We start from the raw sequence: 20,664 nt of genomic DNA, 5'->3' as shown, positions 1-20,664 counted from the left end.
TATTCGGATTAATGATGATTAATTCAGGATTAAACAAATTCTTCAACTATATGCCTATGCCTGAAATGTCTGAAGAAATGATGCAAATTATGGGCAGCTTTATGGCAATAAAATGGATTTTTCCACTTGTAGCAATTATTGAAATCATTGGAGGTGCTTTAATAGCAATCCCGAAAACAAGAGCATTGGGAGCCTTAGTAATTCTTCCTGTTATGGTTGGGATAATTGTTCACCATTTAGTACACGACCTATCAGGTATTGGAATCGCATTAATATTATTTGCAATTAATATTTGGGTAATTGTTGCCAACTGGAATAAATACCAGCCAATCATAAAAATCGAAAAAAAGGAAAGCCTAAAAAAATAAATATTTAGTAGTTAAAAACACTATTGCCTAAAAGGATTTGAATGTTTTAGTCCAGATCAAAATAAGAATTGGAATAATTACTTGTAATTATTCCTTTCAAATTATAAATGACTAAGTGTTTAAATAATTCGGCTTTTCCGTAAGATTCAAATAAATTGTTCTTTTTAAACACCAGATTGTCAATTCTAAAAAAATAGATTTTCACTAGTAGTTCTACATTAATATCTTCTTTTATATCTCCAGCTTCTTGTGCTTGCTTCAGTAATTTATAAACAATGCTATGTGATAATTCTTTCACGAAATTATTGAACAGCGAATTTGCTTTGGGATAATATTTTTCCAATCCAAAAAGAAAAGAGGGTTTAAAGTATTTTAAATACTCAAACCCTCTCTGGTAAATTAGGATGACGCACAAAATAGGGTCTTTATGGCTATTGATCAACCCATTTATATCTTCTTTATACTCATTTAATAAACTTTCAAGACTGGAGGTTACCAAGTCTTCTTTATTATCAAAAAACGTGTAAATTGTTTTTTTTGATATACCAAGCTCATTTGCTAATTCGTCTAACGTTACGTGTTTACTTCCAAATTGGGTAAACTTTGTAATAGAATACGCTAACAATTCTGCTTTAGTGACCATCTTTCAGTTATTTGTAACCTTTCGTTTTTAAATATCAATCTATTGGAATTGACAATAATGGTATGTTTATGCCTGAGGCCATAACTCTAGTTTTACTTCTATGGACTATAGATTCCCAAAAACCATATTTTTTTGGCATCATCACTAACAAATCAAAACTTGATTTTTCAATCTCCTTCTCAATTGCTTTTATTACAGCATCTGAGTTCACTTTCTTATAAAAATACGTAACATTTTCCAGGCCTTTTTCTATATTCTCAAAAGCTTTGTTTTCTGATTTTAGTTCATTTATTTTTTTTTCTACATAAAACACAGTTACTTCAGACTTAAGCTGAATGGCGGCTCTCCTTAATTTTGCCAAGGTCCGTAAGGGTATATTCTGCAGTATATCGCAGGCAAAAAGAATCTTGTGGATCCCAGAAAATTTAGCATTTACGGGTATAGCCAACACTGGAAAATTTTTCATACTGACCAAGGTTGTTGTTGGGTTTCCAAGCAAATTTTGTTCTAGTGATTTTGCCGACATTCCCATAACTAGAAATTTTGAGTTATGCGATTTCAATATAGAATCTATTTCAAGTTCAAAATCCAAATAACTACATTGATACTCAACTTCAATTTTAAATTTATTCGATAATTTTAAAGCTTGTGTGCTTAATTTCTCTTTGGTTTTTTCAATTAAGGCATCCATTGAAGTCGCCGATATTCGCGCATTTGAAGCGTGAATAGGCAACTTAAAAGCATTAAAAAGCACCAGTTTAGTATTTAATAATTGAGCTAATGATGCTGAATAAAGTACAGCATTATCAGAGGTTTTAGAAAAATTTGTTGCAACTAAAATTGAGTACATAGTTTTGGTTAAGAATGAATGTTTATTAGGTATTTAATATTATCTCCATCCGCCGCCAAGAGCTTCATATAAGTCTACAATAGATACTAATTGTTGTAACTTACTATCTATAATATTAAGCTCTGCACTCAAGGCCCGTTCTCTCGCTGTTAATAAGTCCAGATAATTGGCATATCCATTTATAAGTAATTCTTCAGAGTTTGTTTCTGCTGTACGCAAGGCTTCAACTTCATTTTTTCTAAATTCGAATTTTTTAGTTTCAGCTTCATAAGTAAACAGTGCATTGGATACTTCACTACCGGCAATCAACAAAGTCTTTTTAAACTCAAGTAATGCCTGCTCTTGTTGTGCAATTGCTACTTCTTTTTGAGTTTTTAAAGCACGTTTATTAAATAATGGTTGTGCTAAACCTCCAATGATATTAGCAAATAATGAATTGGTATTAAATAACTCATCTAATTCTAAACTTTGAAATCCTCCTGACGCTGTTAATTTTAATGATGGATACAAGTTGCTTTTAGCTACATTGGTTAATTCAAAAGACTGAATTAAACCATACTCAGCAGCCATAACATCTGGTCTATTACTAAGCAATGTTGCAGGAACACCAAGAATAATATCTTGTTCTATATTTTGAAAATCTAAACTGCCTCTTTCAAAATATTGAGGTACTTTTCCAAGTAAAATACTTAGAGTATTTTCCGTTTTAAAAATTGCAGTTTCAATATCTACCTGTAAGGCTCTTGCACTATTGTATTGTGCTATATTTTGGTCAACAGCAACTTGTGTGACTTGACCTGCTTCTTTTAACGCTTTAATAGTTGTGACACTACTATCTCTAGTTGCAATAGTTTCTTTAGTAATTTTTAACTGCTCATCTAAAGCTAATAAGTTATAATACGTATTGGCAATACTAGAAATCAACTGCGTTTTTACGGCTTGATGTCCAGCAACACTTTGCAAATATGCTGCTTGCGTTGCTCTTTTATTGCTTCGTATTTTTCCCCAAATATCTGCTTCCCAAGAAAGGTTTGCCGTAACATCATATTGGTCTGTAGAAGTATCACTTAAGAATGCACCAAACTGAGTGTTCTTGGATAATTCTTGATGTGTCCAGTTTACACCAACATTAACCGATGGTAAATAACCTGCCTTACCTTGCTTGGCATAAGCTTGGGCTGCTATAATTTGCTGAAGCGCAATGCGAACATCCATATTGTTTTGCAGACCTTCTTCTATATATTGTTGAAGATATTGGTCTGTAAATAAGGTTTTCCAAGATACATCTGCTATTGAAACACTGTCTGTTGGCAAATTTTCTGTTCGGTATAGAGCTTCAGTTTCTGTTTCAATATCTGGTCTCACATAATCTTTTGCTACAAAACAGCTTTGTAATGTTAATGCAACGATTAGTAATAGTGCTCCTTTATTAAAATTTCTATGTTTTATATTTAAATTCATTACGCTTAATCTTCAATAGTTTGTACTGCTGGTTTACTAGAAACTTTTTCTTGTAACCATTGGAAAAATATAAATAGGATTGGAATTATAAAAACTCCTAAAATGGTTCCGATGAGCATTCCTCCTGCAGCACCAGTACCAATAGAATTATTGCCTTTTGCGCCTACACCAGATGCCAACACTAATGGCATTAATCCTAAAATAAAGGCAAAAGAAGTCATCAAAATAGGTCGTAAACGTGCTTTTGCTCCGTGTATAGCAGCATCTACTATACTTTCTCCATTTCGTCTTCTTTGTACAGCGAACTCCACAATCAATATGGCATTTTTAGCGAGAAGACCAATAAGCATGATCAAAGCAATTTGAAAATAGATGTTGTTCTCCAATCCTAACATTTTGGTTGAGAAAAACGCTCCAAATACACCTAATGGCAAAGAAAGAATAACGGCTAATGGCAACAAATAACTTTCATATTGTGCAGCCAATAGGAAATACACAAACACAATACAAAGTATAAATATAATAGTGGTTTGATTACCTGCATTTACCTCTTCACGTGACAACCCGGAATAAGCTACCTCATAATTACTTGGTAATTTTGCTGCCTCAGCCTCAATGACTGCTAAAGCGTCACCTGTACTAAATCCAGGATTTGCTGCACCAGAAACCTTTGTGGAATTGTACAAGTTAAAACGGGTTACAGATTGTGGTCCATATACACGCTTTAAATTAACAAACTGTGTAATTGGTGTCATCTCACCATTTCCTGCTTTTATATATAATTCATTTAAATCACTTTTGTCTGCCCGATCTTCTGGTAATGCCTGCATATATACACGGTATTGTTTGCCAAAACGTGCAAAATCTGCGGCATACACTCCTCCAATATAACCTTGCATCGTGGAGAAAATACTACTAATAGGAACACCAGACTTTTTAGCCAGGGGGACGTTAATTTCCATTTCGTACTGTGGATACTTGGTATTAAATGACGACTGTCCGTATTTAATTTCAGGATGCTGCATTAAACTGCCGATAAACTGTTGCGTTGCTTGGTCTAAATCGCTAAAATCGCCACCTGTACGGTCTAATAAATTCACTTCGAAACCAGCTGATATTCCAAAACCAGGAATACTTGGTGGTGCGAAGAAAATTATGTTAGCTTCGGGAATTCCTGCGGCTATACCAAATAATTTTCCAGTAATGGCTTCACTACTCTCACTTTCATCACGTTCTGACCAATCTTTTAATTTTAAAAATCCTAATGCATAATTACTACCTGCACCACTGATTAAGCTTACACCGTTAATTAATGAAATTCCTTGCACACCTTCTAAATTTTTTGCCTTGGCGTAAATTTCTTCGGTTACTTCGTAGGTTCTATCAATAGATGCGCCTGCTGGTAATTCTACATTTACAAAAATCACACCTCTGTCTTCACTTGGAACAAATCCAGTAGGCGTTGTACTTGCTGACCACCAGATACCAACAAATGCTAATACTAAAATTACTACTGTAACAAATTTGTTCTTGTATAAAAAGGATAGCGATCTTCCGTAGCGTTGCGTGGTTGCATGAAACGCTTTGTTGAAAGCACTGTACAAACGTTGTAAAAAGCTTTTCTTCTCATGTTCATCTTCATCATGAGGCTTTAAAAACAATGCACATAACGCTGGGCTCAAGGTTAAGGCATTTACCGCTGAAATTAAAATGGCTATAATTAATGTTACCCCAAATTGCTCATAAAAAACACCTGTAGGTCCTTGTACAAAGGTAACAGGTACAAAAACCGCTGCCATAACCAAGGTAATGGAAATAATGGCTCCAGATATTTCGTGCATTGCATCCAATGTTGCCTTTTTGGCGCTTTTTGCTCCATCGTCAATCTTTGCATGGACCGCTTCTACAACCACAATGGCATCATCTACCACAATACCAATGGCAAGTACCAAAGCAAATAACGTGAGTAAATTAATGGAATAGCCAAATAAATTAAGAAAGAAAAATGTACCAATAATAGAAACCGGGACCGAAATGGCCGGAATTAATGTAGAACGAAAATCCTGTAAAAAGATAAATACAACTATAAAGACCAGAATAAAGGCTTCTATAAGTGTATTCCTAACCTTATTCATGGAAGCCGTTAAAAAATCATTAGTGTCGTAATTGATATAGACTTTAACACCTTCTGGGAAATCTTTTTCTAAACGTGCCAGTTCAGATTTAACTCCGGTAATAATTTGTTGCGCATTGGAACCGGCAGTTTGATAAATTGCCATATTAATACTTGGAAACCCATTGGTTTTTGAAGAAGCATCATAGCTTTGTGCATCTAATTCTATGCTTGCGACATCCTTTAAGTGTAAATATTCGCCATTGTCCAAGGCTTTAACAATAATGTCTTCATATTGTTTTTCAGTTTTAAATCGTCCGCTATACTTTATGTTGTATGAAAATGCTTCACCACTGTTTTGTCCTAAAGAACCTGCTGAAGCTTCTAAACTTTGCTCTCTTAATGCCGTTTGAATATCTGAAGGTATTAAACCATAAGCCGCTAATTTTTCAGGCTTTAACCATACACGCATCGCATAATCCTGTCTTGAAAACACGTTTACATCTCCCACACCATTAACACGTTGTAATGATGGAATGACGTTTATCTTTAAATAATTCTGAACGTATGTATCATTGTAATCAGGATTTTCTGAATACACAGACATAAACATTAAAGCAGATGTTTGTTGTTTTTGTGTAATGACTCCTGTTTGAACAACTTCCTGTGGTAATAACGGATTTGCTCTAGATACACGATTTTGAACATTTACCGCAGCAATATCTGGATCGGTCTCTTGGTCAAAATATACCGTAATATCTGCGGTACCATTATTGGTTGCAGAAGACGTGATATACGTCATGCCTTCTACACCGTTTATTTGTTCTTCAATAGGTATGATAACACTTTCCAATATGGTTTCTGCACTAGCTCCTGGATAGGTCGCTGTTACTTTAATCGTTGGCGGTGCAATATCTGGATACTGTTCTACGGCTAAGGTGGTATAACCTAAAACCCCTAGAATGACTATGATGATAGAAATAACCGTAGATAATACAGGTCTTTCAATAAATGTCTTTAACATGAATTAAGGATTATAAGATTATTATTGGAATAAAGGTTTTATTGGCTTTGTAATACTATCGAACGCTACTTCTTTTGGTGTTATATCCATATCGTTTCTTAACTTACCAACTCCAGAAACTACTATTTTATCCTTGGGCTCTAAACCAGACTCTACAACATATAAATTATCTATATTGGCTTTAATCTTTATCAATGTGGAAGCAACCATATTGTTTTCTCCTAATTTAAAAATCATAATATTTCCTTGTTGCTCAAAGGTTGCGTCTTGAGGCACTACTGTTGCATTTTCGTAAACCGTTGGTATTTGAATTTTACCACTGTTGCCATTAGTTAACAACTGATTTGGGTTACTAAAAACAGCCCTTAAACTTACTGTTCCTGTGTTTTGGTTAACTTGTCCAGAACTAGTCTGAATACTCCCTTTTTCAGAATACGTATTTCCGTTTGCTAGAATTAGGTTTACATCTGGATAATTGCCTAATTTTTCTTTTAAGTTTTTACCTTCAGCATTTTGTAAAAAGTCTAAATACTGGGTTTCATTTAAACTAAAAAATGCATACACTTTACTTATATTACTGACCGTAGTTAAAGGTGTTGCAGTATTTGGGCTAACTAATGCGCCTTCTCTAAAATTAATTGTACCTACATAACCATCTACCGGACTTTTGATTGTGGCATAGCCTATATTTGCAGAAACACTACTGTAGGCTGCTTTGGCTTGTGCCAAATTAGCTTTAGCAGTTTCCAATTGTACTGGACTAATGATGTTTTTTTCTACAAGAGGAATAAGTTTATCTACCTCTACTTGTGCCACATTAATACGTGCTTTTGCTGCTGCAGCATCTTGACTTAAAGACTGTGTCTCTAACTTAAATAACACTTCGTCTTTACTTACTTTTTGACCTTCGTCCACCAATACTTTTTGAATATAACCAGATGCTTTAGCTCTAACATCACTATTTATTACACCTTCAATTCTAGCTGGATATTCTGTAAATCCTGTAACTGTTTTAGGTTGTATTTGTGTTATTGGAAAAGGAGCAGGTGGTCTTTGAGAGGTTTGTTGGCTTTCTTGTTTATCACCACAACTTACAATGGCTAAGAATATACTTAGCGACAAGATGGTATATAATTTATTGTATTTCATTTTTAATTTGACTTTAAATATTGAATGGGTTATCTGTTAATTTTTTTCTTAATTGTTCTATTGACATACTTGCTTCATCTAGAAATTTGATATAGTCATTATGAAAATTCAAATCGAATTTTTCTTCTTCATTTTTAGTTTTCTGTGTGTTAATTGTCTCTTTATATTTCTTTATTTCTAAATGTAACGCTTTAACCTCTTGCCATTCATTTATCATGGTATCGATGTGCTGAACAATCATATCCTTATTTATAATGAAATATCTTTTGCGATCTCCAGTTTTTGTGAAATACACTATTTTTTTTAAATCCTGTAAATGATTGAGGTGTGTAGAAATAGTGCTCTTACTTGCACGAAGGATAGTTACCATATCTTCAAAGGTGGTTCCTTTTTTACCAGTAAGAATGATGTAAGCTAAAATACGTGCTGCAACAGGGGCTAACTGTTCTCTTTTCTCTAAGTGCACACCTAGTTTTTCAACTAAGTCCATTTTTTCTTTGCAGATTTTTTCTTTCATTTTGGATTTTATTCTTGCTTTATGTAAAGTGATTTAGGTAAATAAAACAAAATTAGCGGCAAATATACAATTTAGTTCGTAATATACCGAATAAACGGAATAAACGGAAATTTATTTATTTCATCTAAAAAGTAACCTCTTTTTCCAAATGGTCATGTTCTTATGGTTTTGCCTGAATCAGTTATGCGATTCCGAATTTCTTTGAGTTTTTTATCAACCCTTTGTTTGACCGGTTTGGCACTAGCAATCGCCGCCCCCTATGGTGCACTTTTAAGCCCCTTCCTAAGTACTTGAATGCTTACTGTTAATACATTATCCTTTTTAAATCGTACTTCATTCTTAGGCCTGCACCCTTTCCATTTATCCGTGGGGACTTCCGCTTCCCACTGTTGTTGATAAAGATTTATTGCAGCCCTGATCCGTTTTGAACCGATAGGAGAACTCTAGAAGGTCTTGTCCCCTAAAAACATCCATAATTCAATATATTTACTGTCATTTAAGTTATTTATTTAAATATTGACGTCTATTACTTTAAACTAGACAAGCTCAAAAGACACGTAGAAATAAGAATGAATATAATTAAACTTCCAGAATCATTAAATTTAGAAAAGTCACAATCCGTTCAGGTTTATGACTACAGTAGTTCAAAAAAAACTTCTAAACAACAAGTTATTCTAAATCAAAACACATTTAGTTTTCTAATTGAAGGTAAAAAGGAAGTTGTTTTTGATAATTCAGACCTATCTATCGACAATCGCAAGTTTTTAATTATGAAATCTGGTCTTTGTCTGATGACAGAAAAACTATCAGAAATTAAAAATTACAGGAGCATCCTTCTGTTTTTTACAAATGAAATTTTATCGAAATTTATTCGAAAATTTAACCTAAAGAATATTGAAACAGCGGAATACAAATCTGTTTACTCGTTTGAGTATGATGAATATATTAAACGTTTTGTAGATAGTTTGGCAGATATTTCCAAACTTTCAAAAACAGCACAAAAAAAAATAATTGAAGTAAAATTTGAAGAAATAATACTTTATCTTATTGAATTATACGGCACTTCTATTTTATATTCTTTAACGATGCATAATGATACTATTGCACAGAACTTTACTCGGATTGTTGAGAATAATCAATTGAAAAAACTCACCTTAAAACAATTGGCATTTTTATGCAATATGAGCGTATCAACATTTAAGAGAGAATTTGAAAAATATTATTCTCAATCGCCCATCAAATGGTTTCAAAACAAGAGATTAGAACACGCTCATTACTTACTCACTCAAAAACAAAAAAAATCTTCTGAAATTTATCTTGAAATTGGTTACGAAAATTTATCAAGTTTTATTCAGGCTTACAAATTAAAATACCATAGTACACCAAAACAACACCAAATAAGATGACCTTTTTGCAACAGTTTTTGAACGTTTAAAGATATGCTTTTTGATAATATTGGTTGAAATTTGTATTCAATCTTAAAACATAACAAAATGAAAAAAACAAATTTAATTTTAATACTGTCCTTGATGTTCTCGACAGCAATTTTCGCACAGAAAACGTTCTCTTTGTCAAGTAACGATTTGGGTGGAGAAGCTACAAAAACACAAGAGTTTAACGGATTTGGCTGTTCTGGAGATAACCAATCGCCTCAACTATTTTGGGAAAACGCACCTGAAGGAACAAAAAGTTTTGCAATTACAATGTATGACCCGGACGCACCAACCGGAAGTGGATTTTGGCATTGGGTTGTCTTTGATATTCCTGCAAACGTAAACGAATTAGCAACTAATGCAGGAAATGTTGAACTTAATTTAATACCTAAAGGAGCAATTCAAAGTATAACGGATCATGGAATTAAAGGATTCGGAGGGCCTTGCCCACCAAAAGGACACGGAATACACCAATATATAATTACTGTTCATGCTCTAAAAACAGACAAATTAGGGCTGGACGAAAATATAAACCCGGCTATCGTGGGTTTTAACCTTTGGAATCAAACATTGGCAAAAGCAAGTATTGTAGCTTATTACAAGAGAGAAAAATAAATACTGCACACAATAACCGTATCCAAGGAACATAGGGCGTTTGGTGCTAAACCAAACGTCCTTTTCTGTTTACAAAGTCCGCCAAATCATTTAGATTTGGCTTTTACGCGGTACAAGATAAAACAAAAAGATTTTGGCTATCGCGCGGGAGAAAAGCAGTTCGTGTAGCCCCGTTCTGAGCATAAACGATCCGTTACCCAATATTATAGAACAACCCAAATAAAATTAATTATTGAACAACTTCAGCAGAATGGAAAAAAACTATATGATAGCGGTTTCTCACTATGTGATAAAACAAAAGAGAAAGATTTTCACAAAGCCTTGTTAAGTGTACTTGAAAAAGCAAAATCTTTTCAGGGCTATCAAGAAATTAAATCACTTAAATTAGAAGATAATGATAACCTGGAGTTTTTGCTTCTTGCGTAGTTTGATAATGGGACCAATTACAAAGCTTGGGAAGATTCTGATACAAGAAAAGATCGGTCAAATGAATTAAAAAAATTTGTTACTAAACAAAGTAAAGTTAGACATCAAGAAGGATTGGAATTTTGGTTCGATTTGCCAAAACAGCAAGTACTATAGTCCCCACTAAATGGAAAATGGGTTTGGTTACATGGCTTGTAATTTTTCCTTTAATATTAATTTTAACCTCTTTGGCAAACAAATATTTGACATTTCTTCATCCTAATTTGAGGATGTTATTTGTTTCGTTGATCTTGGTAAGTTTTATGACCTATTTCATTATGCCAAGGCTACAAAAGGTTCTTGCCTTTTGGATTTTTAAAATGTAACTTAAGTTGAAAAGAAAATATTAAATCGGCTCTGTGCAATACAACAAATCCAAATTGGCAAATGCGTTCGCCAAATGAAGTTCATTCAGATATCTTATTTATGCCTGAAAAAGCAGGTAATAAACCATTTGTTTTTACAGAAATTGGTTATCCATCATCAACTAAGAACAATTCATCGGAATTACTGCAAACTCAATTTATAGAAAATATGTTTGAAATACTTAGACCATATAAAAACGCTGAAAAATTAGAATTTATTTTTTATCATGGAATGTATGATTATCCACCAGATTTTTGTGCCGAATATGCACGATCAAAAGTGATTGACGCTATATATCTCTGTGGTTTTATGAATAATCTTGGATTAAAGAGTTATGAAATAGGACAGTCATAACAATTTTGGAATACTTTTGTAGACAAATTAAGTGATCGGTAAAGTAGCCATATTAGAAAAAAAACTTGCATAAAGTTGTTAAACACACCTTCAAGTTAGAAAACAAAGATGATATTGACAACGAATAATGAATTGGTTGAAATCAGCATGCAAATTGAAAAACGAATAACATTACCAAAGGGGCTATACAGGGAACGATTTTAGGGAAGGCCTCTATGTTATAAACCAAGGATATTCTCTAAAAGTTTCGTTTTAAGACCATATCAATCCTTTTAGGATGTGTGAAACAGCCTATATATTCTATCAACAGACTTTGTCTAATGGCTTTGCTGCAAACTTGTATTATGGAAATAATAGGTTGGGGGCCGTAAACTACAATGCAACGGACTTCTCCTAAGAGAGTGCCGTACCCTTCCCGAACGATTCCCTGACTAATGAAGGTCATAGGCAAATTACATATTTTACTTCATGCCACCATACATATCGACCAGTTCCGTAATCAATATCATGGCGGCTAATGTGCCGTTACCGGGAATACTACGTAATAAATCCACAAGGACCTTATATTTTTCCTTGGAAAGCAATACAATATTCCTTTCCACACGTTTTTTTGTTTTTCTATCTCTTCCATTTCTGCCAACTGTACATGTGTCAACAAATCTCCGGTTCCTTCGGGTAGAGCCGTTCGTAACCATGATTTAAAGCCTTTGCTCCAATACGGCCTGTCCCATTCCTCTGGGATTTTTACCCCAAAGAAATTGAGTTGTGATTTGATACGGTTTTTACAACGTTTAATATCCGACAGCAATTTTTTTCCGGTCCTTAACAGCAATCTGTCCTGTAATATATCCTTGTCGGGCACATAGATCCGTTCTAGATTCCGGTTTCGTAACTCCTCGGCATTTTTTCGCTTTTTTTCCTTGTCGGTGGTAGGAATATCGGAAGGAGTGACTACTAAGTTGGAAATACCCAGTGATTGCAACTGTCGATCGATCCAAAACACACAAAACCCTGCTTCATAAGCACTGTGATAATCCATATTGGGAAAATGCCTATATAAATAATTGGCCAAAACTTCAGGTCTGGGAGGTTGAGAGAATACTTTATACTCCAAATGTTCCGTCAAAATGCACACGCCCCAATTTTTTTTGCGGACATCGATACCGACATAGATAGATTCTCCAGTATAATCTAATTTTTTAGTAATTTGAAATGTTTTCATGTCTAGAGATGTTTAAGTTATAGTTCTACAATTTTAAACTTGTAGAAAACCTCACCGGGCTTTCTCCTTTAAACATACAAACTACATTTCATTACTTCGAAATTGTTTTGGATTGGAGAATTCACCCGATTTGGCGCGTTTTCCTCCTTTTGAAGGAGCTTTAATTCACAATGTGTGGTCTGGGTTAAAGCCATCTACCAATTTTTTATGCTCGTAATCGGCCACCATGAGCCCCTCATAATCAGTTTTTGTTCCCTTGGTAAACTTATGTACCAATTTTTCCATTAAATTATATATTACCGGTACTATTATCAAGGTCAAGAAAAGTGAACTAATCAAACCTCCGATAATAACCCAGGCAAGACCATTTTTCCATCCTGATCCCGGGCCTGAGGCCAAAGCAATGGGAAGCATCCCGAAAACCATGGCAATGGTGGTCATCAGAATTGGGCGGAGACGTGCGTGGTTGGCCTGTATCAAAGCGTTCCTGACCGTTTCCCCCGACCGGACCCTTTCATTGGCAAAGTCAACCAGGATAATGGCGTTTTTACACACTAGCCCGATCAACATAATTATACCAAGAATGGTAAAGATGTTCAGGGAATTATTTGTTAACGCCAATGCCAGCAAAGCTCCGATGAACGATAATGGAATGGAAAAAAGAACTACGAAGGGGTGCACAAAACTGTCGTACAGGGAAACCATTACTAAATAGACCAATATGATCGCCGCCAACATAGCAATTCCCAGTGTTCCAAACCCTTCCGACTGCCTTTCTTTATCGCCCCCCCATACAAAATCGACTCCCGTGGGCCGTTCGACATTTTGGAAGGCAGCTTCCCATTCATCGGCGACCGTACCGGCCGGCCGGCCAACGGACTGCCCTTTTACGGTAACTGACGCGGTCTTGTCCCGACGTTCCAATTGGCTCGGGCCTGAAGCTTCCACGATCTCAGCGAATTGTGAGAGTTTTACTTCTTGCCCTTGATTGTTTGTAAGGATCAAATCCCCTACGTCGGCAATGCTTTTTCTATCAAAACTATTGTAGCGGATGTTAATATCATATTCATATTCTCCCGCCCTGAATTTGCCATCGGTATTCCCGTTGAATGCGGTCTGCATTGTCAATCCTACCGTTTGTAACGATAAGCCTAGAGAGGTCATCTTATCCCGATCTACCTGAACATTGATTTCAGGGTTTCCCGTTTCTACGGACAATTCGATTTCCGTGGCCCCGGGAATTTTATATAGTTCCGCCTCGGCCTTTCTGGCAAAGACCATGGCACTATCCAAACTAGGCCCGGTCACGACCAAGGCCAACGGGGCTTCCTCCGCCACTCCCAAAAGACTTATAGGTACAGTCTTCACTTTGGCGCCTACCAATATTTTCTCTAAACGACGTTTTGTTTTGGCGGCAAATACATAAGAATCGTCCAGCCGTTCCTTTTCATCTACCATTTGAACGTTGATTTCGGCCTTATAAGCGGTAGCCTGTGAAGCACCTAAGCCCTCGCTGGTCTGGCCTACAGTAGTGATAAGGCTCTTGACCTCTTCCTGGGTATTCAAAAAGGCCTCTGCTTTTTGGGCCATAAAATTACTTTGTTCCAATGAGGCATCTTTCGGTAGTTCTATCTGCACCAAAAACTCGCCCCTATCCGATGCCGCAAAGAATTCACCTCCTATAAATCCTGCCCCTACCAAGGCAATCGAAGCAAAGAATATAACCAAGACGACAGACAAGGTTGTTTTATAATGATCCAGGCACCAGGTCAATAAGCCCGAGATCCAATTCGTAAAACGTTTTAATTGTGTTTCGAATTTGATGATAAGTCTACCGAACAGGTTTTTACCAGTGATATGCTCCAATTTTCCAAAACGGGACGATAACCAAGGAATAATGGTAAACGATGCCAGGAGGGACAACAAAGTGGAAATTATGATGGTCACACAAAATTGGGTAATAATTTTGGACACCAGACCGCTGCTCATGGCAATTGGAAAAAAGACGACCACAATTACCAACGTTATGGATGTTACTGTGCCCCCGATTTCAGCGGTACCGTCATAGGCCGCACGGACACGGTTTTTGCCCATCTCCATATGCCGGTAAATATTTTCGAGTACAACGATGGCATCGTCCACCAAGATACCTACCACCAAAGATAATCCCAATAAACTCATTAGGTTCAAGGTATAGTCCAACAACAAAAACCCTATAAATGTCGCAATCAACGATGCGGGTATGGACACCATTACAATTAGCGAGTTTCTTACACTGTGCAAGAAGAAGAGCATTACGATCGCTACCAATAACACAGCGATCAATAGGTCATGGATTACCGAATCGGCCGCCTCCAAGGTAAAAACAGTACTGTCATTGGCGACATTGAGCTTGAGGTCTATGGCTTTATAATCGGTCTCGAGCTGTGCTATCCGTTTCAATATATCCTCGCTTACGGCCACGGCATTGGCATCGGACTGCTTGATTACCTGCAATAGGATGGCACTTTTTTGATTTACCCTTGCAATTTTTTCGGGTGTTTTTTGACTGTCCTGAACATCCGCAATATCACCGAGCCTCACTTGGATGCCATCTTGATCCGCGACCACTAGATTGCGCAGCTCTTCAACGCTTATATATTTTCCGGCCAATCGGATCAATATTTTTTGCTGTCTGGTCTGAATATTTCCTGTGGGGAAATCCAAATTCGAGGCCAGGATGGTCTGTTGGACCTGAGGTATGGAAAGGTTATATCCCTGAAGTCGGTCGGCATCTAAATTTACCTGGATTTCCCTTTCTTGCCCCCCGATCAAATTTATCTGTGCCACACCATTGACCCGGGAAAGCAAAGGGGCAATTTTTTTATCTATCAGGTCATAAAACTTAATTTCATCCATCGTGCCATTAGCACCAATTGTCATAATCGGAAGGTCGCTCAATGAAAATTTGCTTAAAGAGGGTGTTTTGGCATCATCGGGCAGATCACTGATAATGGCATTGATCTTCCGTTGTGCATCGTTCAGGGAAAAATCAACATTGGCATCATCCGTCAAGGTAATCGCAACCGTGGAAAGACTTTCATAAGAACGCGATTCTATTTTTTTGATGTTCTCCAGGGAGGCAACCGCATCCTCTATTTTTTTTGTCACGGTATTTTCGATCTCGCTGGGCGAGGCACCGGGGTAGATAGTGGCGACGGTTATGACATTTCGGTCGAATTTAGGTATCAATTCATATCCCAGTTGGTTATAACTGAACAGGCCCCCGAGTGTAAGTATGGTAAACAGCACAATGACCAATGAAGGCCGTTTTATGGAAATTTCCGCTAATTTCATAGTATAGTATGGAATAAAATGTTTGAGGTTATTGTCGGGCTCTAGTCGATGATGTCTATCTTGGAACCGTTCTGTAGATTGATCTGCCCGGTAACTACTACGAGTTCATTGCTGTCCAGACCATCCAATATTTCGACCTTATCACCGAATATTCTTCCGGCCGTCACGTCGGTCAGTTTTGCAACTCCATCCTCGGCCACGAAAACCTGGTTACTGCTTACACTTCCCAAGAACGCATTTCTAGGTGCTAACAGTATCATTTTGCTTTCCCGGTCCCAGGAAGTAAACGTTGCCGTCCCGTACATGCCCGCCTTCAAGGCGCTGTCCGGATTGTTCGATATCTCGATTTCCACCGGAAAATTCAAACTGCTATCCGATTTCGGTGCTATAAACGTGATTTTCCCCAAGAAAGTTCTGTCAGGTAAAACACTGGCTTTCACATTTACCGGGTCGCCAACTTTTAAACTGGTCACTTGGGACTCGTTGACCGTAACCCTTAGTTTCAGTTTCGAGACATCGACAATTTCGAACATTGGCGTTGCCGCTCCCAGAACAGAACCCGGTTCGATATAACGTTTGTTCACAACTCCTTTTATCGTAGCTTTTATGTTGACATCCCCAGCATTTACCTTGGCCTGTTCCAGTCTCGATTGTGCGGTTACCAAGGTCAGCTTGGCCTGATCCATTTGTTGTTCGGTCACTCCACCGGTTTTTAGGGCATTTTCAAAACGTTTGAAATTTGTGGACGCATTCTGATAGGCCGCTTCGGCAGCGTGCAGTTCTGCCGATACCTGCTCACTTCTCACAATTGCCAAAGTTTGGCCTACTCTGACATGATCACCTTCTTCTACCAAAACCCTAACGACCCTACCTGGCTTTTCCGCAGAAAAATCCAGTTCTTTAAAGGGTTCAAAATTGCCATTCGCTGTAAAATTGAGGGAACTGGTTTCCGTTTTTACCGTATCCACTTTTACGGCGACGCTAGCGTTTTTCTGTGCAACGATATCTGTCTTTGCTTGATTTTCCTGTTTATTGTTCATTAAGGTAAAGGCGATCAGGGCCAATGCCACTACAATTACAAATATGTATATTATGTTCTTTTTCATCGTGCTCATTAATTTGTTAATTTCATTAATTCCCCTTTGGCCTTCAACAAAAGGATTTCTGCCAGTTTGTATTGTAAAATTGCGGTGTTAAAGTTGTTCCTAGCCTCGGTCAAGGCGTTTTCTGCATCCAGTAGATCCGTTAGCGGAGCCAAACCTTGGACGAAATTGTTTCTGGTATTGTCCAATACTGCCTGTGCCAACCTGACATTTTCGGTTTGATTGTCGATGGTCGCAATACTATTGTTTATTTGGGTTCGGGCATTTTCGTAATCAAGGTCCAAGGCCAATTCGGTATCCTTGATATCCTCTTGTAAGATCTGCAGATCGATATCGGCCTGCCTTACTTTGGAACGCGTCCCAAAACCCGCGAAAATGGGAATTTTCAAATTTAATCCTATCGATGAAAAATCGGACCAATATACATTGTCCTCCGGCTTTTTGAACCAGGGAAGATCCGGGCCTTGGCCAAGATAATTGTACCCACCTGTCAGGGAAAGCGTTGGATAAAATTCCGCCTTGACAGCCATTTTCTGGTAGGTCAGCAATTGTTCCTGCTTTTTAAGAAGCAGATACTCCGTTCGGTTCTCAGTATCCATGGATGAAGCTGCCTCACTTGGTCTGAATTCGAACTCGATTTCCGGAATTTCGATTTGTGCGGTTATGGGCATACCCATAAAAAATTTCAGGGTATTTTCTTGAAGCTGCAGCGCATTGATTATCTGGAGCTGTTGGGTCTCGAAATTTGAAATTTTTACAATGATCCTGTCCAGATCGATTTTCTTGGCCAGCCCATTTTGATACTGACCCTCAATGATATTTTTTGCCTTGATCGTGTTTACCAATGTACTATCGAGTACCTGAAGGTTTAAACGTTGTAGATATACCTGATAGTAACTATTGGCTACTTTTTCTATTACCTGCTCTTGCGTCAATCGATTATTGATCTGATAAAACTCACGGGTAGTTTTTGCGGCTTTTAAACCTGTGAAAACCGATTGGTCAAATATGGTCTGGTTCAACGAAACACCGAAGATCGAATTCCATTTTTGGCCCAAAGTTGCCTGTATAATGGTGCCCGGTTGCCCAAATGAACTTCCATCGATCACATTGGTCTGTAGAATGGGATTATAGACCAAACTACCGTTTCCTGTGATCTGTGGCATTGCCCGCGAACGAACTTCCTGGATTTGGTACTCACTATTTTCAATGGCCAACTTCGATTTTTGTGCATCGGCCTTGTTTTCAAGTGCATAGCTAACGGCCTCCTTTAGGCTAAGCTGTTTTATTTCTTGGGCATTGACTATGCAAACAAGGCATAAAAGGGAAATACTTAAATTTTTTTTGATCATAAACGGATACGTATTTAATGGGAAGAAATTTTTGGATGTCCTATTTTTTATGCATAATTCTTTATTACACAAAGCCTAGGAGCCGTTTCTATGTATGCTATAGATACATCTTGCCAAAGCCACTGGATCCTTTTGTTCACTTTGGAAAAGTTCCACGTCTACTACAGCGGTCGCCTTACCACTTTTAACGATCTTTGCCTTGGCCAAAATATAACCTTCAACGGTAGGATGGAGATAATCGATCCGCATATCCAAGGTATTTATCCTGTCCTGTAAGGAATCGAGGGTCGTCGCTCCGGCAGCTCCTCCTGCCGTATCGGCGATAGCGGCCAAAATACCCCCATGCCATCGTTTTTGCAGATAGTCTCCTATAAATTCTTTCTTAAAAGGGACTTTGATGATCACGTAACGAGGTCTGATCTCCATGATTTTCAGTCCTAATATTTTATTGGCCGGCATCATGTTTTCAATCGCATGCTTTAGAAACGAATGGTCATCTTGCCCTTTTTCCCGCATTATTCTGATTTTAAAAATTAAAGGAATAATATTTTTCTTTTGCGAATATAAATACTATTTTTGACTTTATAACTAAAAAAGTCAAATGGACAACGGTAAGAGTGACGATGTTTTTTTGTCAATACTTGATTCCGCCAAGAATAGATTTTGCCGTTATGGCCTTAAAAAAACAACCATGACGGAGATCGCCAGGGATATAGGTCTATCGAAGGCATCCCTGTACTACTACTTCCCCAATAAAGAAGAATTATTCAAGGAAGTAGTTAAGGAAGTATATAGAACACTTTTAAACGAGTTTGAAGGACTCCTTTCCTCAAGTGTTCCTGCAGAAGACTTATTGCATGGTTATCTAGAAAAGCGACTGATCTACTTTCGCGAATTTGTACATCTCAGTGCTTTGAGCCTGGAATCCATAAACAGCTTAAAGCCCGTGTACGCCCGGCTATTTGAAAACTTTCGCAAAAAAGAAATACGACTAGTGGGTGAAATATTGGCAAAAGGTATAGCCGCTCAAGATTTTCAAAATCTTGATGTCGCCTATTTTTCCGATTTGTTCATTGCAATCTTCCAAGGGTTGCGGCACAATGTAATTGTTAAAAAAGATACCGTAAATATCACGGAAACAGAGTATTCTTTATTGAGGAAACAATATGAAAGCGCATTTAATATGTTCATGAAAGGAATCAAAAAATAAATTATGAGTGTAAAAAAAATAGTTATCTGTTGCCTGTAAAATTATAAATTTTATGAAATGAAAAACAATATGCTGCCCAAAATCAGGTATTTGCCTTTTTATGCAATCTCGGTACTGCCGATGCCCGTTCTGTACGTGTTATCAGACATGTTGTTTGTAGTGGTCTATTACCTAATGAAGTATAGAAGGAACGTGGTATCGGACAATATCAAAAAATCCTTTCCTCAAAAACCACAGATCACACGGAGAAAAATCGAAAAGGACTTCTATCGGTATTTCTGTGATATACTTGTCGAATCCATTAAGACATTGACCATCAGTAAAAGGTCGGCGATGAAACGTTTGCGTATAGAGAATCCGGATTTGGTAGAATATTATTTGGGCGAGAAAAAGAATATTTTGCTTTATACGGCCCATCAGGGAAATTGGGAATGGCTGATATTCCTACCCCTATTTTTTCCATACCGGGCAAATACATTTTACAAACCGATTAAAAACCACTATTTCAACGACCTATTTAAAATTATCAGAGAGCGATTTGGTGTGCATTGCATTGAATCCGCCAAGGGATATAGGACCATTATCGACCTTGAACGGAAAAATGTCCTTATGATGAACTGCATCATCGGTGATCAAAGCCCCGTTAGGATCAATACCAAACATTGGTGCCAATTTTTGAATCGGGAAACGGCCTTTTTTGTAGGGGCCGAAAAGCTTGCCAAAAAAACCGGTGAAGTTGTTCTGTTTCCTTCTTTCAAAAAAATAAGAAGAGGGTACTATGGACTACGTTTTAGTTTAATTACGGACAATCCCGTTTCCATGAGAACCAATGGGATTGTAGAAGAATATGCAGAGGCCTTGGAAAACGTAATCTTGAATTCGCCGGAACTTTGGCTATGGAGCCATAGAAGATGGAAGTTAAGTGCCTGAACATGGGATTTTAAAGTTCCCGGCATTATCTGGTCTATCCAAAAAGTTATTGAAATTTAAGACCAATTATATTTGACTAGAAAGAACCGTGACAAAAGGATTAACGACCTAGTGCTATTTATCATTTTGGTGATCCTTATCATATCCGCTATA

Annotated in this window: 17 protein-coding genes; 6 read left to right on the top strand and 11 right to left on the bottom strand. The window is 37.2% G+C overall.

Annotated elements, in window-relative coordinates:
- On the top strand, positions 1 to 368 hold a 368-nt coding region (locus tag MWU84_RS22415; RefSeq protein WP_246906044.1), incomplete at its 5' end, for a DoxX family protein.
- A 46-nt stretch (positions 369 to 414) separates the two neighbouring features.
- Here the strand turns inward: MWU84_RS22415 and MWU84_RS22410 are convergent.
- The 6 genes from MWU84_RS22410 to MWU84_RS22385 are packed head-to-tail and all read right to left on the bottom strand — an operon-like array spanning position 415 to position 8,125.
- A complete protein-coding gene (locus tag MWU84_RS22410) occupies positions 415 to 1,011 on the bottom strand; it encodes a TetR/AcrR family transcriptional regulator (protein WP_246906041.1) in 597 nt (198 codons plus the stop codon).
- Between the two features lie 34 nt (positions 1,012 to 1,045).
- Positions 1,046 to 1,861, bottom strand: coding sequence for a universal stress protein (locus MWU84_RS22405; protein WP_246906038.1), 816 nt, complete (start codon positions 1,859 to 1,861; stop codon positions 1,046 to 1,048).
- A 39-nt stretch (positions 1,862 to 1,900) separates the two neighbouring features.
- Entirely contained in the window at positions 1,901 to 3,322 is a 1,422-nt protein-coding gene (locus MWU84_RS22400) for an efflux transporter outer membrane subunit (RefSeq protein ID WP_246906036.1), read from the bottom strand.
- Between the two features lie 5 nt (positions 3,323 to 3,327).
- The gene (locus MWU84_RS22395) at positions 3,328 to 6,459 is read right to left on the bottom strand and encodes an efflux RND transporter permease subunit (protein WP_246906033.1); all 3,132 of its coding nucleotides are present in this window, start codon (positions 6,457 to 6,459) and stop codon (positions 3,328 to 3,330) included.
- Positions 6,460 to 6,480: 21 nt separating this feature from the next.
- Positions 6,481 to 7,608: an efflux RND transporter periplasmic adaptor subunit gene (locus tag MWU84_RS22390; protein ID WP_246906031.1), complete on the bottom strand. Its 1,128-nt coding sequence runs from the start codon at positions 7,606 to 7,608 to the stop codon at positions 6,481 to 6,483.
- A 13-nt stretch (positions 7,609 to 7,621) separates the two neighbouring features.
- On the bottom strand, positions 7,622 to 8,125 hold the full coding sequence (locus MWU84_RS22385; RefSeq protein WP_246906028.1) for a transcriptional regulator: 504 nt from the start codon (positions 8,123 to 8,125) through the stop codon (positions 7,622 to 7,624).
- Positions 8,126 to 8,694: 569 nt separating this feature from the next.
- Between MWU84_RS22385 and MWU84_RS22380 the strand changes: the two genes are divergently transcribed.
- From MWU84_RS22380 to MWU84_RS22370, 3 genes are all read left to right on the top strand, one after another.
- A complete protein-coding gene (locus MWU84_RS22380; protein WP_246906025.1) occupies positions 8,695 to 9,531 on the top strand; it encodes an AraC family transcriptional regulator in 837 nt (278 codons plus the stop codon).
- An 87-nt stretch (positions 9,532 to 9,618) separates the two neighbouring features.
- Positions 9,619 to 10,173 carry a YbhB/YbcL family Raf kinase inhibitor-like protein gene (locus MWU84_RS22375; protein ID WP_246906022.1) on the top strand — a complete coding sequence of 185 codons (555 nt, stop codon included), beginning with the start codon at positions 9,619 to 9,621 and terminating at the stop codon, positions 10,171 to 10,173.
- Between the two features lie 891 nt (positions 10,174 to 11,064).
- The gene (locus MWU84_RS22370; RefSeq protein ID WP_246906019.1) at positions 11,065 to 11,358 is read left to right on the top strand and encodes a hypothetical protein; all 294 of its coding nucleotides are present in this window, start codon (positions 11,065 to 11,067) and stop codon (positions 11,356 to 11,358) included.
- A gap of 514 nt (positions 11,359 to 11,872) precedes the next feature.
- Here the strand turns inward: MWU84_RS22370 and MWU84_RS22365 are convergent.
- The 5 genes from MWU84_RS22365 to MWU84_RS22345 all read right to left on the bottom strand — a co-directional run bounded on the left by MWU84_RS22365 (position 11,873) and on the right by MWU84_RS22345 (position 18,887).
- Complete coding sequence (locus tag MWU84_RS22365) at positions 11,873 to 12,580, bottom strand: hypothetical protein (protein WP_246906016.1); 708 nt, start codon at positions 12,578 to 12,580, stop codon at positions 11,873 to 11,875.
- Positions 12,581 to 12,745: 165 nt separating this feature from the next.
- Positions 12,746 to 15,916: an efflux RND transporter permease subunit gene (locus MWU84_RS22360; protein WP_246906012.1), complete on the bottom strand. Its 3,171-nt coding sequence runs from the start codon at positions 15,914 to 15,916 to the stop codon at positions 12,746 to 12,748.
- 41 nt (positions 15,917 to 15,957) lie between these two features.
- A complete protein-coding gene (locus MWU84_RS22355) occupies positions 15,958 to 17,022 on the bottom strand; it encodes an efflux RND transporter periplasmic adaptor subunit (protein ID WP_188313492.1) in 1,065 nt (354 codons plus the stop codon).
- Positions 17,023 to 17,030: 8 nt separating this feature from the next.
- Positions 17,031 to 18,371, bottom strand: a complete 1,341-nt coding sequence (locus tag MWU84_RS22350) for a TolC family protein (RefSeq protein ID WP_246906009.1) — start codon at positions 18,369 to 18,371, stop codon at positions 17,031 to 17,033.
- Between the two features lie 75 nt (positions 18,372 to 18,446).
- Positions 18,447 to 18,887, bottom strand: coding sequence for a PaaI family thioesterase (locus tag MWU84_RS22345; RefSeq protein ID WP_188313491.1), 441 nt, complete (start codon positions 18,885 to 18,887; stop codon positions 18,447 to 18,449).
- Between the two features lie 85 nt (positions 18,888 to 18,972).
- Here MWU84_RS22345 and MWU84_RS22340 point away from each other — a divergent pair, with 85 nt between their 5' ends.
- Together MWU84_RS22340 and MWU84_RS22335 are read left to right on the top strand one after the other, a co-directional pair.
- The gene (locus MWU84_RS22340; protein WP_246906006.1) at positions 18,973 to 19,581 is read left to right on the top strand and encodes a TetR/AcrR family transcriptional regulator; all 609 of its coding nucleotides are present in this window, start codon (positions 18,973 to 18,975) and stop codon (positions 19,579 to 19,581) included.
- A gap of 57 nt (positions 19,582 to 19,638) precedes the next feature.
- On the top strand, positions 19,639 to 20,511 hold the full coding sequence (locus MWU84_RS22335; protein WP_188313489.1) for a lysophospholipid acyltransferase family protein: 873 nt from the start codon (positions 19,639 to 19,641) through the stop codon (positions 20,509 to 20,511).
- Positions 20,512 to 20,664: the final 153 nt, after the last annotated feature.

The sequence above is a fragment of the Arenibacter sp. F20364 genome (genome assembly GCF_023015905.1).
Classification (GTDB): Bacteria; Bacteroidota; Bacteroidia; order Flavobacteriales; family Flavobacteriaceae; genus Arenibacter.
This window is presented reverse-complemented; position numbering and strand designations above follow the sequence as displayed.

Excerpts from the sequence above, each read along its gene's own strand:
- MWU84_RS22370 (WP_246906019.1), top strand. The coding sequence starts at position 11,065 with ATGCCTGAAAAAGCAGGTAATAAACCATTTGTTTTTACAGAAATTGGT.
- MWU84_RS22400 (WP_246906036.1), bottom strand. The coding sequence starts at position 3,322 with ATGAATTTAAATATAAAACATAGAAATTTTAATAAAGGAGCACTATTA.
- MWU84_RS22410 (WP_246906041.1), bottom strand. The coding sequence starts at position 1,011 with ATGGTCACTAAAGCAGAATTGTTAGCGTATTCTATTACAAAGTTTACC.
- MWU84_RS22395 (WP_246906033.1), bottom strand. The coding sequence starts at position 6,459 with ATGTTAAAGACATTTATTGAAAGACCTGTATTATCTACGGTTATTTCT.
- MWU84_RS22385 (WP_246906028.1), bottom strand. The coding sequence starts at position 8,125 with ATGAAAGAAAAAATCTGCAAAGAAAAAATGGACTTAGTTGAAAAACTA.
- MWU84_RS22335 (WP_188313489.1), top strand. The coding sequence starts at position 19,639 with ATGAAAAACAATATGCTGCCCAAAATCAGGTATTTGCCTTTTTATGCA.
- MWU84_RS22365 (WP_246906016.1), bottom strand. The coding sequence starts at position 12,580 with ATGAAAACATTTCAAATTACTAAAAAATTAGATTATACTGGAGAATCT.
- MWU84_RS22390 (WP_246906031.1), bottom strand. The coding sequence starts at position 7,608 with ATGAAATACAATAAATTATATACCATCTTGTCGCTAAGTATATTCTTA.
- MWU84_RS22380 (WP_246906025.1), top strand. The coding sequence starts at position 8,695 with ATGAATATAATTAAACTTCCAGAATCATTAAATTTAGAAAAGTCACAA.
- MWU84_RS22340 (WP_246906006.1), top strand. The coding sequence starts at position 18,973 with ATGGACAACGGTAAGAGTGACGATGTTTTTTTGTCAATACTTGATTCC.
- MWU84_RS22360 (WP_246906012.1), bottom strand. The coding sequence starts at position 15,916 with ATGAAATTAGCGGAAATTTCCATAAAACGGCCTTCATTGGTCATTGTG.
- MWU84_RS22375 (WP_246906022.1), top strand. The coding sequence starts at position 9,619 with ATGAAAAAAACAAATTTAATTTTAATACTGTCCTTGATGTTCTCGACA.
- MWU84_RS22350 (WP_246906009.1), bottom strand. The coding sequence starts at position 18,371 with ATGATCAAAAAAAATTTAAGTATTTCCCTTTTATGCCTTGTTTGCATA.
- MWU84_RS22345 (WP_188313491.1), bottom strand. The coding sequence starts at position 18,887 with ATGCGGGAAAAAGGGCAAGATGACCATTCGTTTCTAAAGCATGCGATT.
- MWU84_RS22405 (WP_246906038.1), bottom strand. The coding sequence starts at position 1,861 with ATGTACTCAATTTTAGTTGCAACAAATTTTTCTAAAACCTCTGATAAT.
- MWU84_RS22355 (WP_188313492.1), bottom strand. The coding sequence starts at position 17,022 with ATGAAAAAGAACATAATATACATATTTGTAATTGTAGTGGCATTGGCC.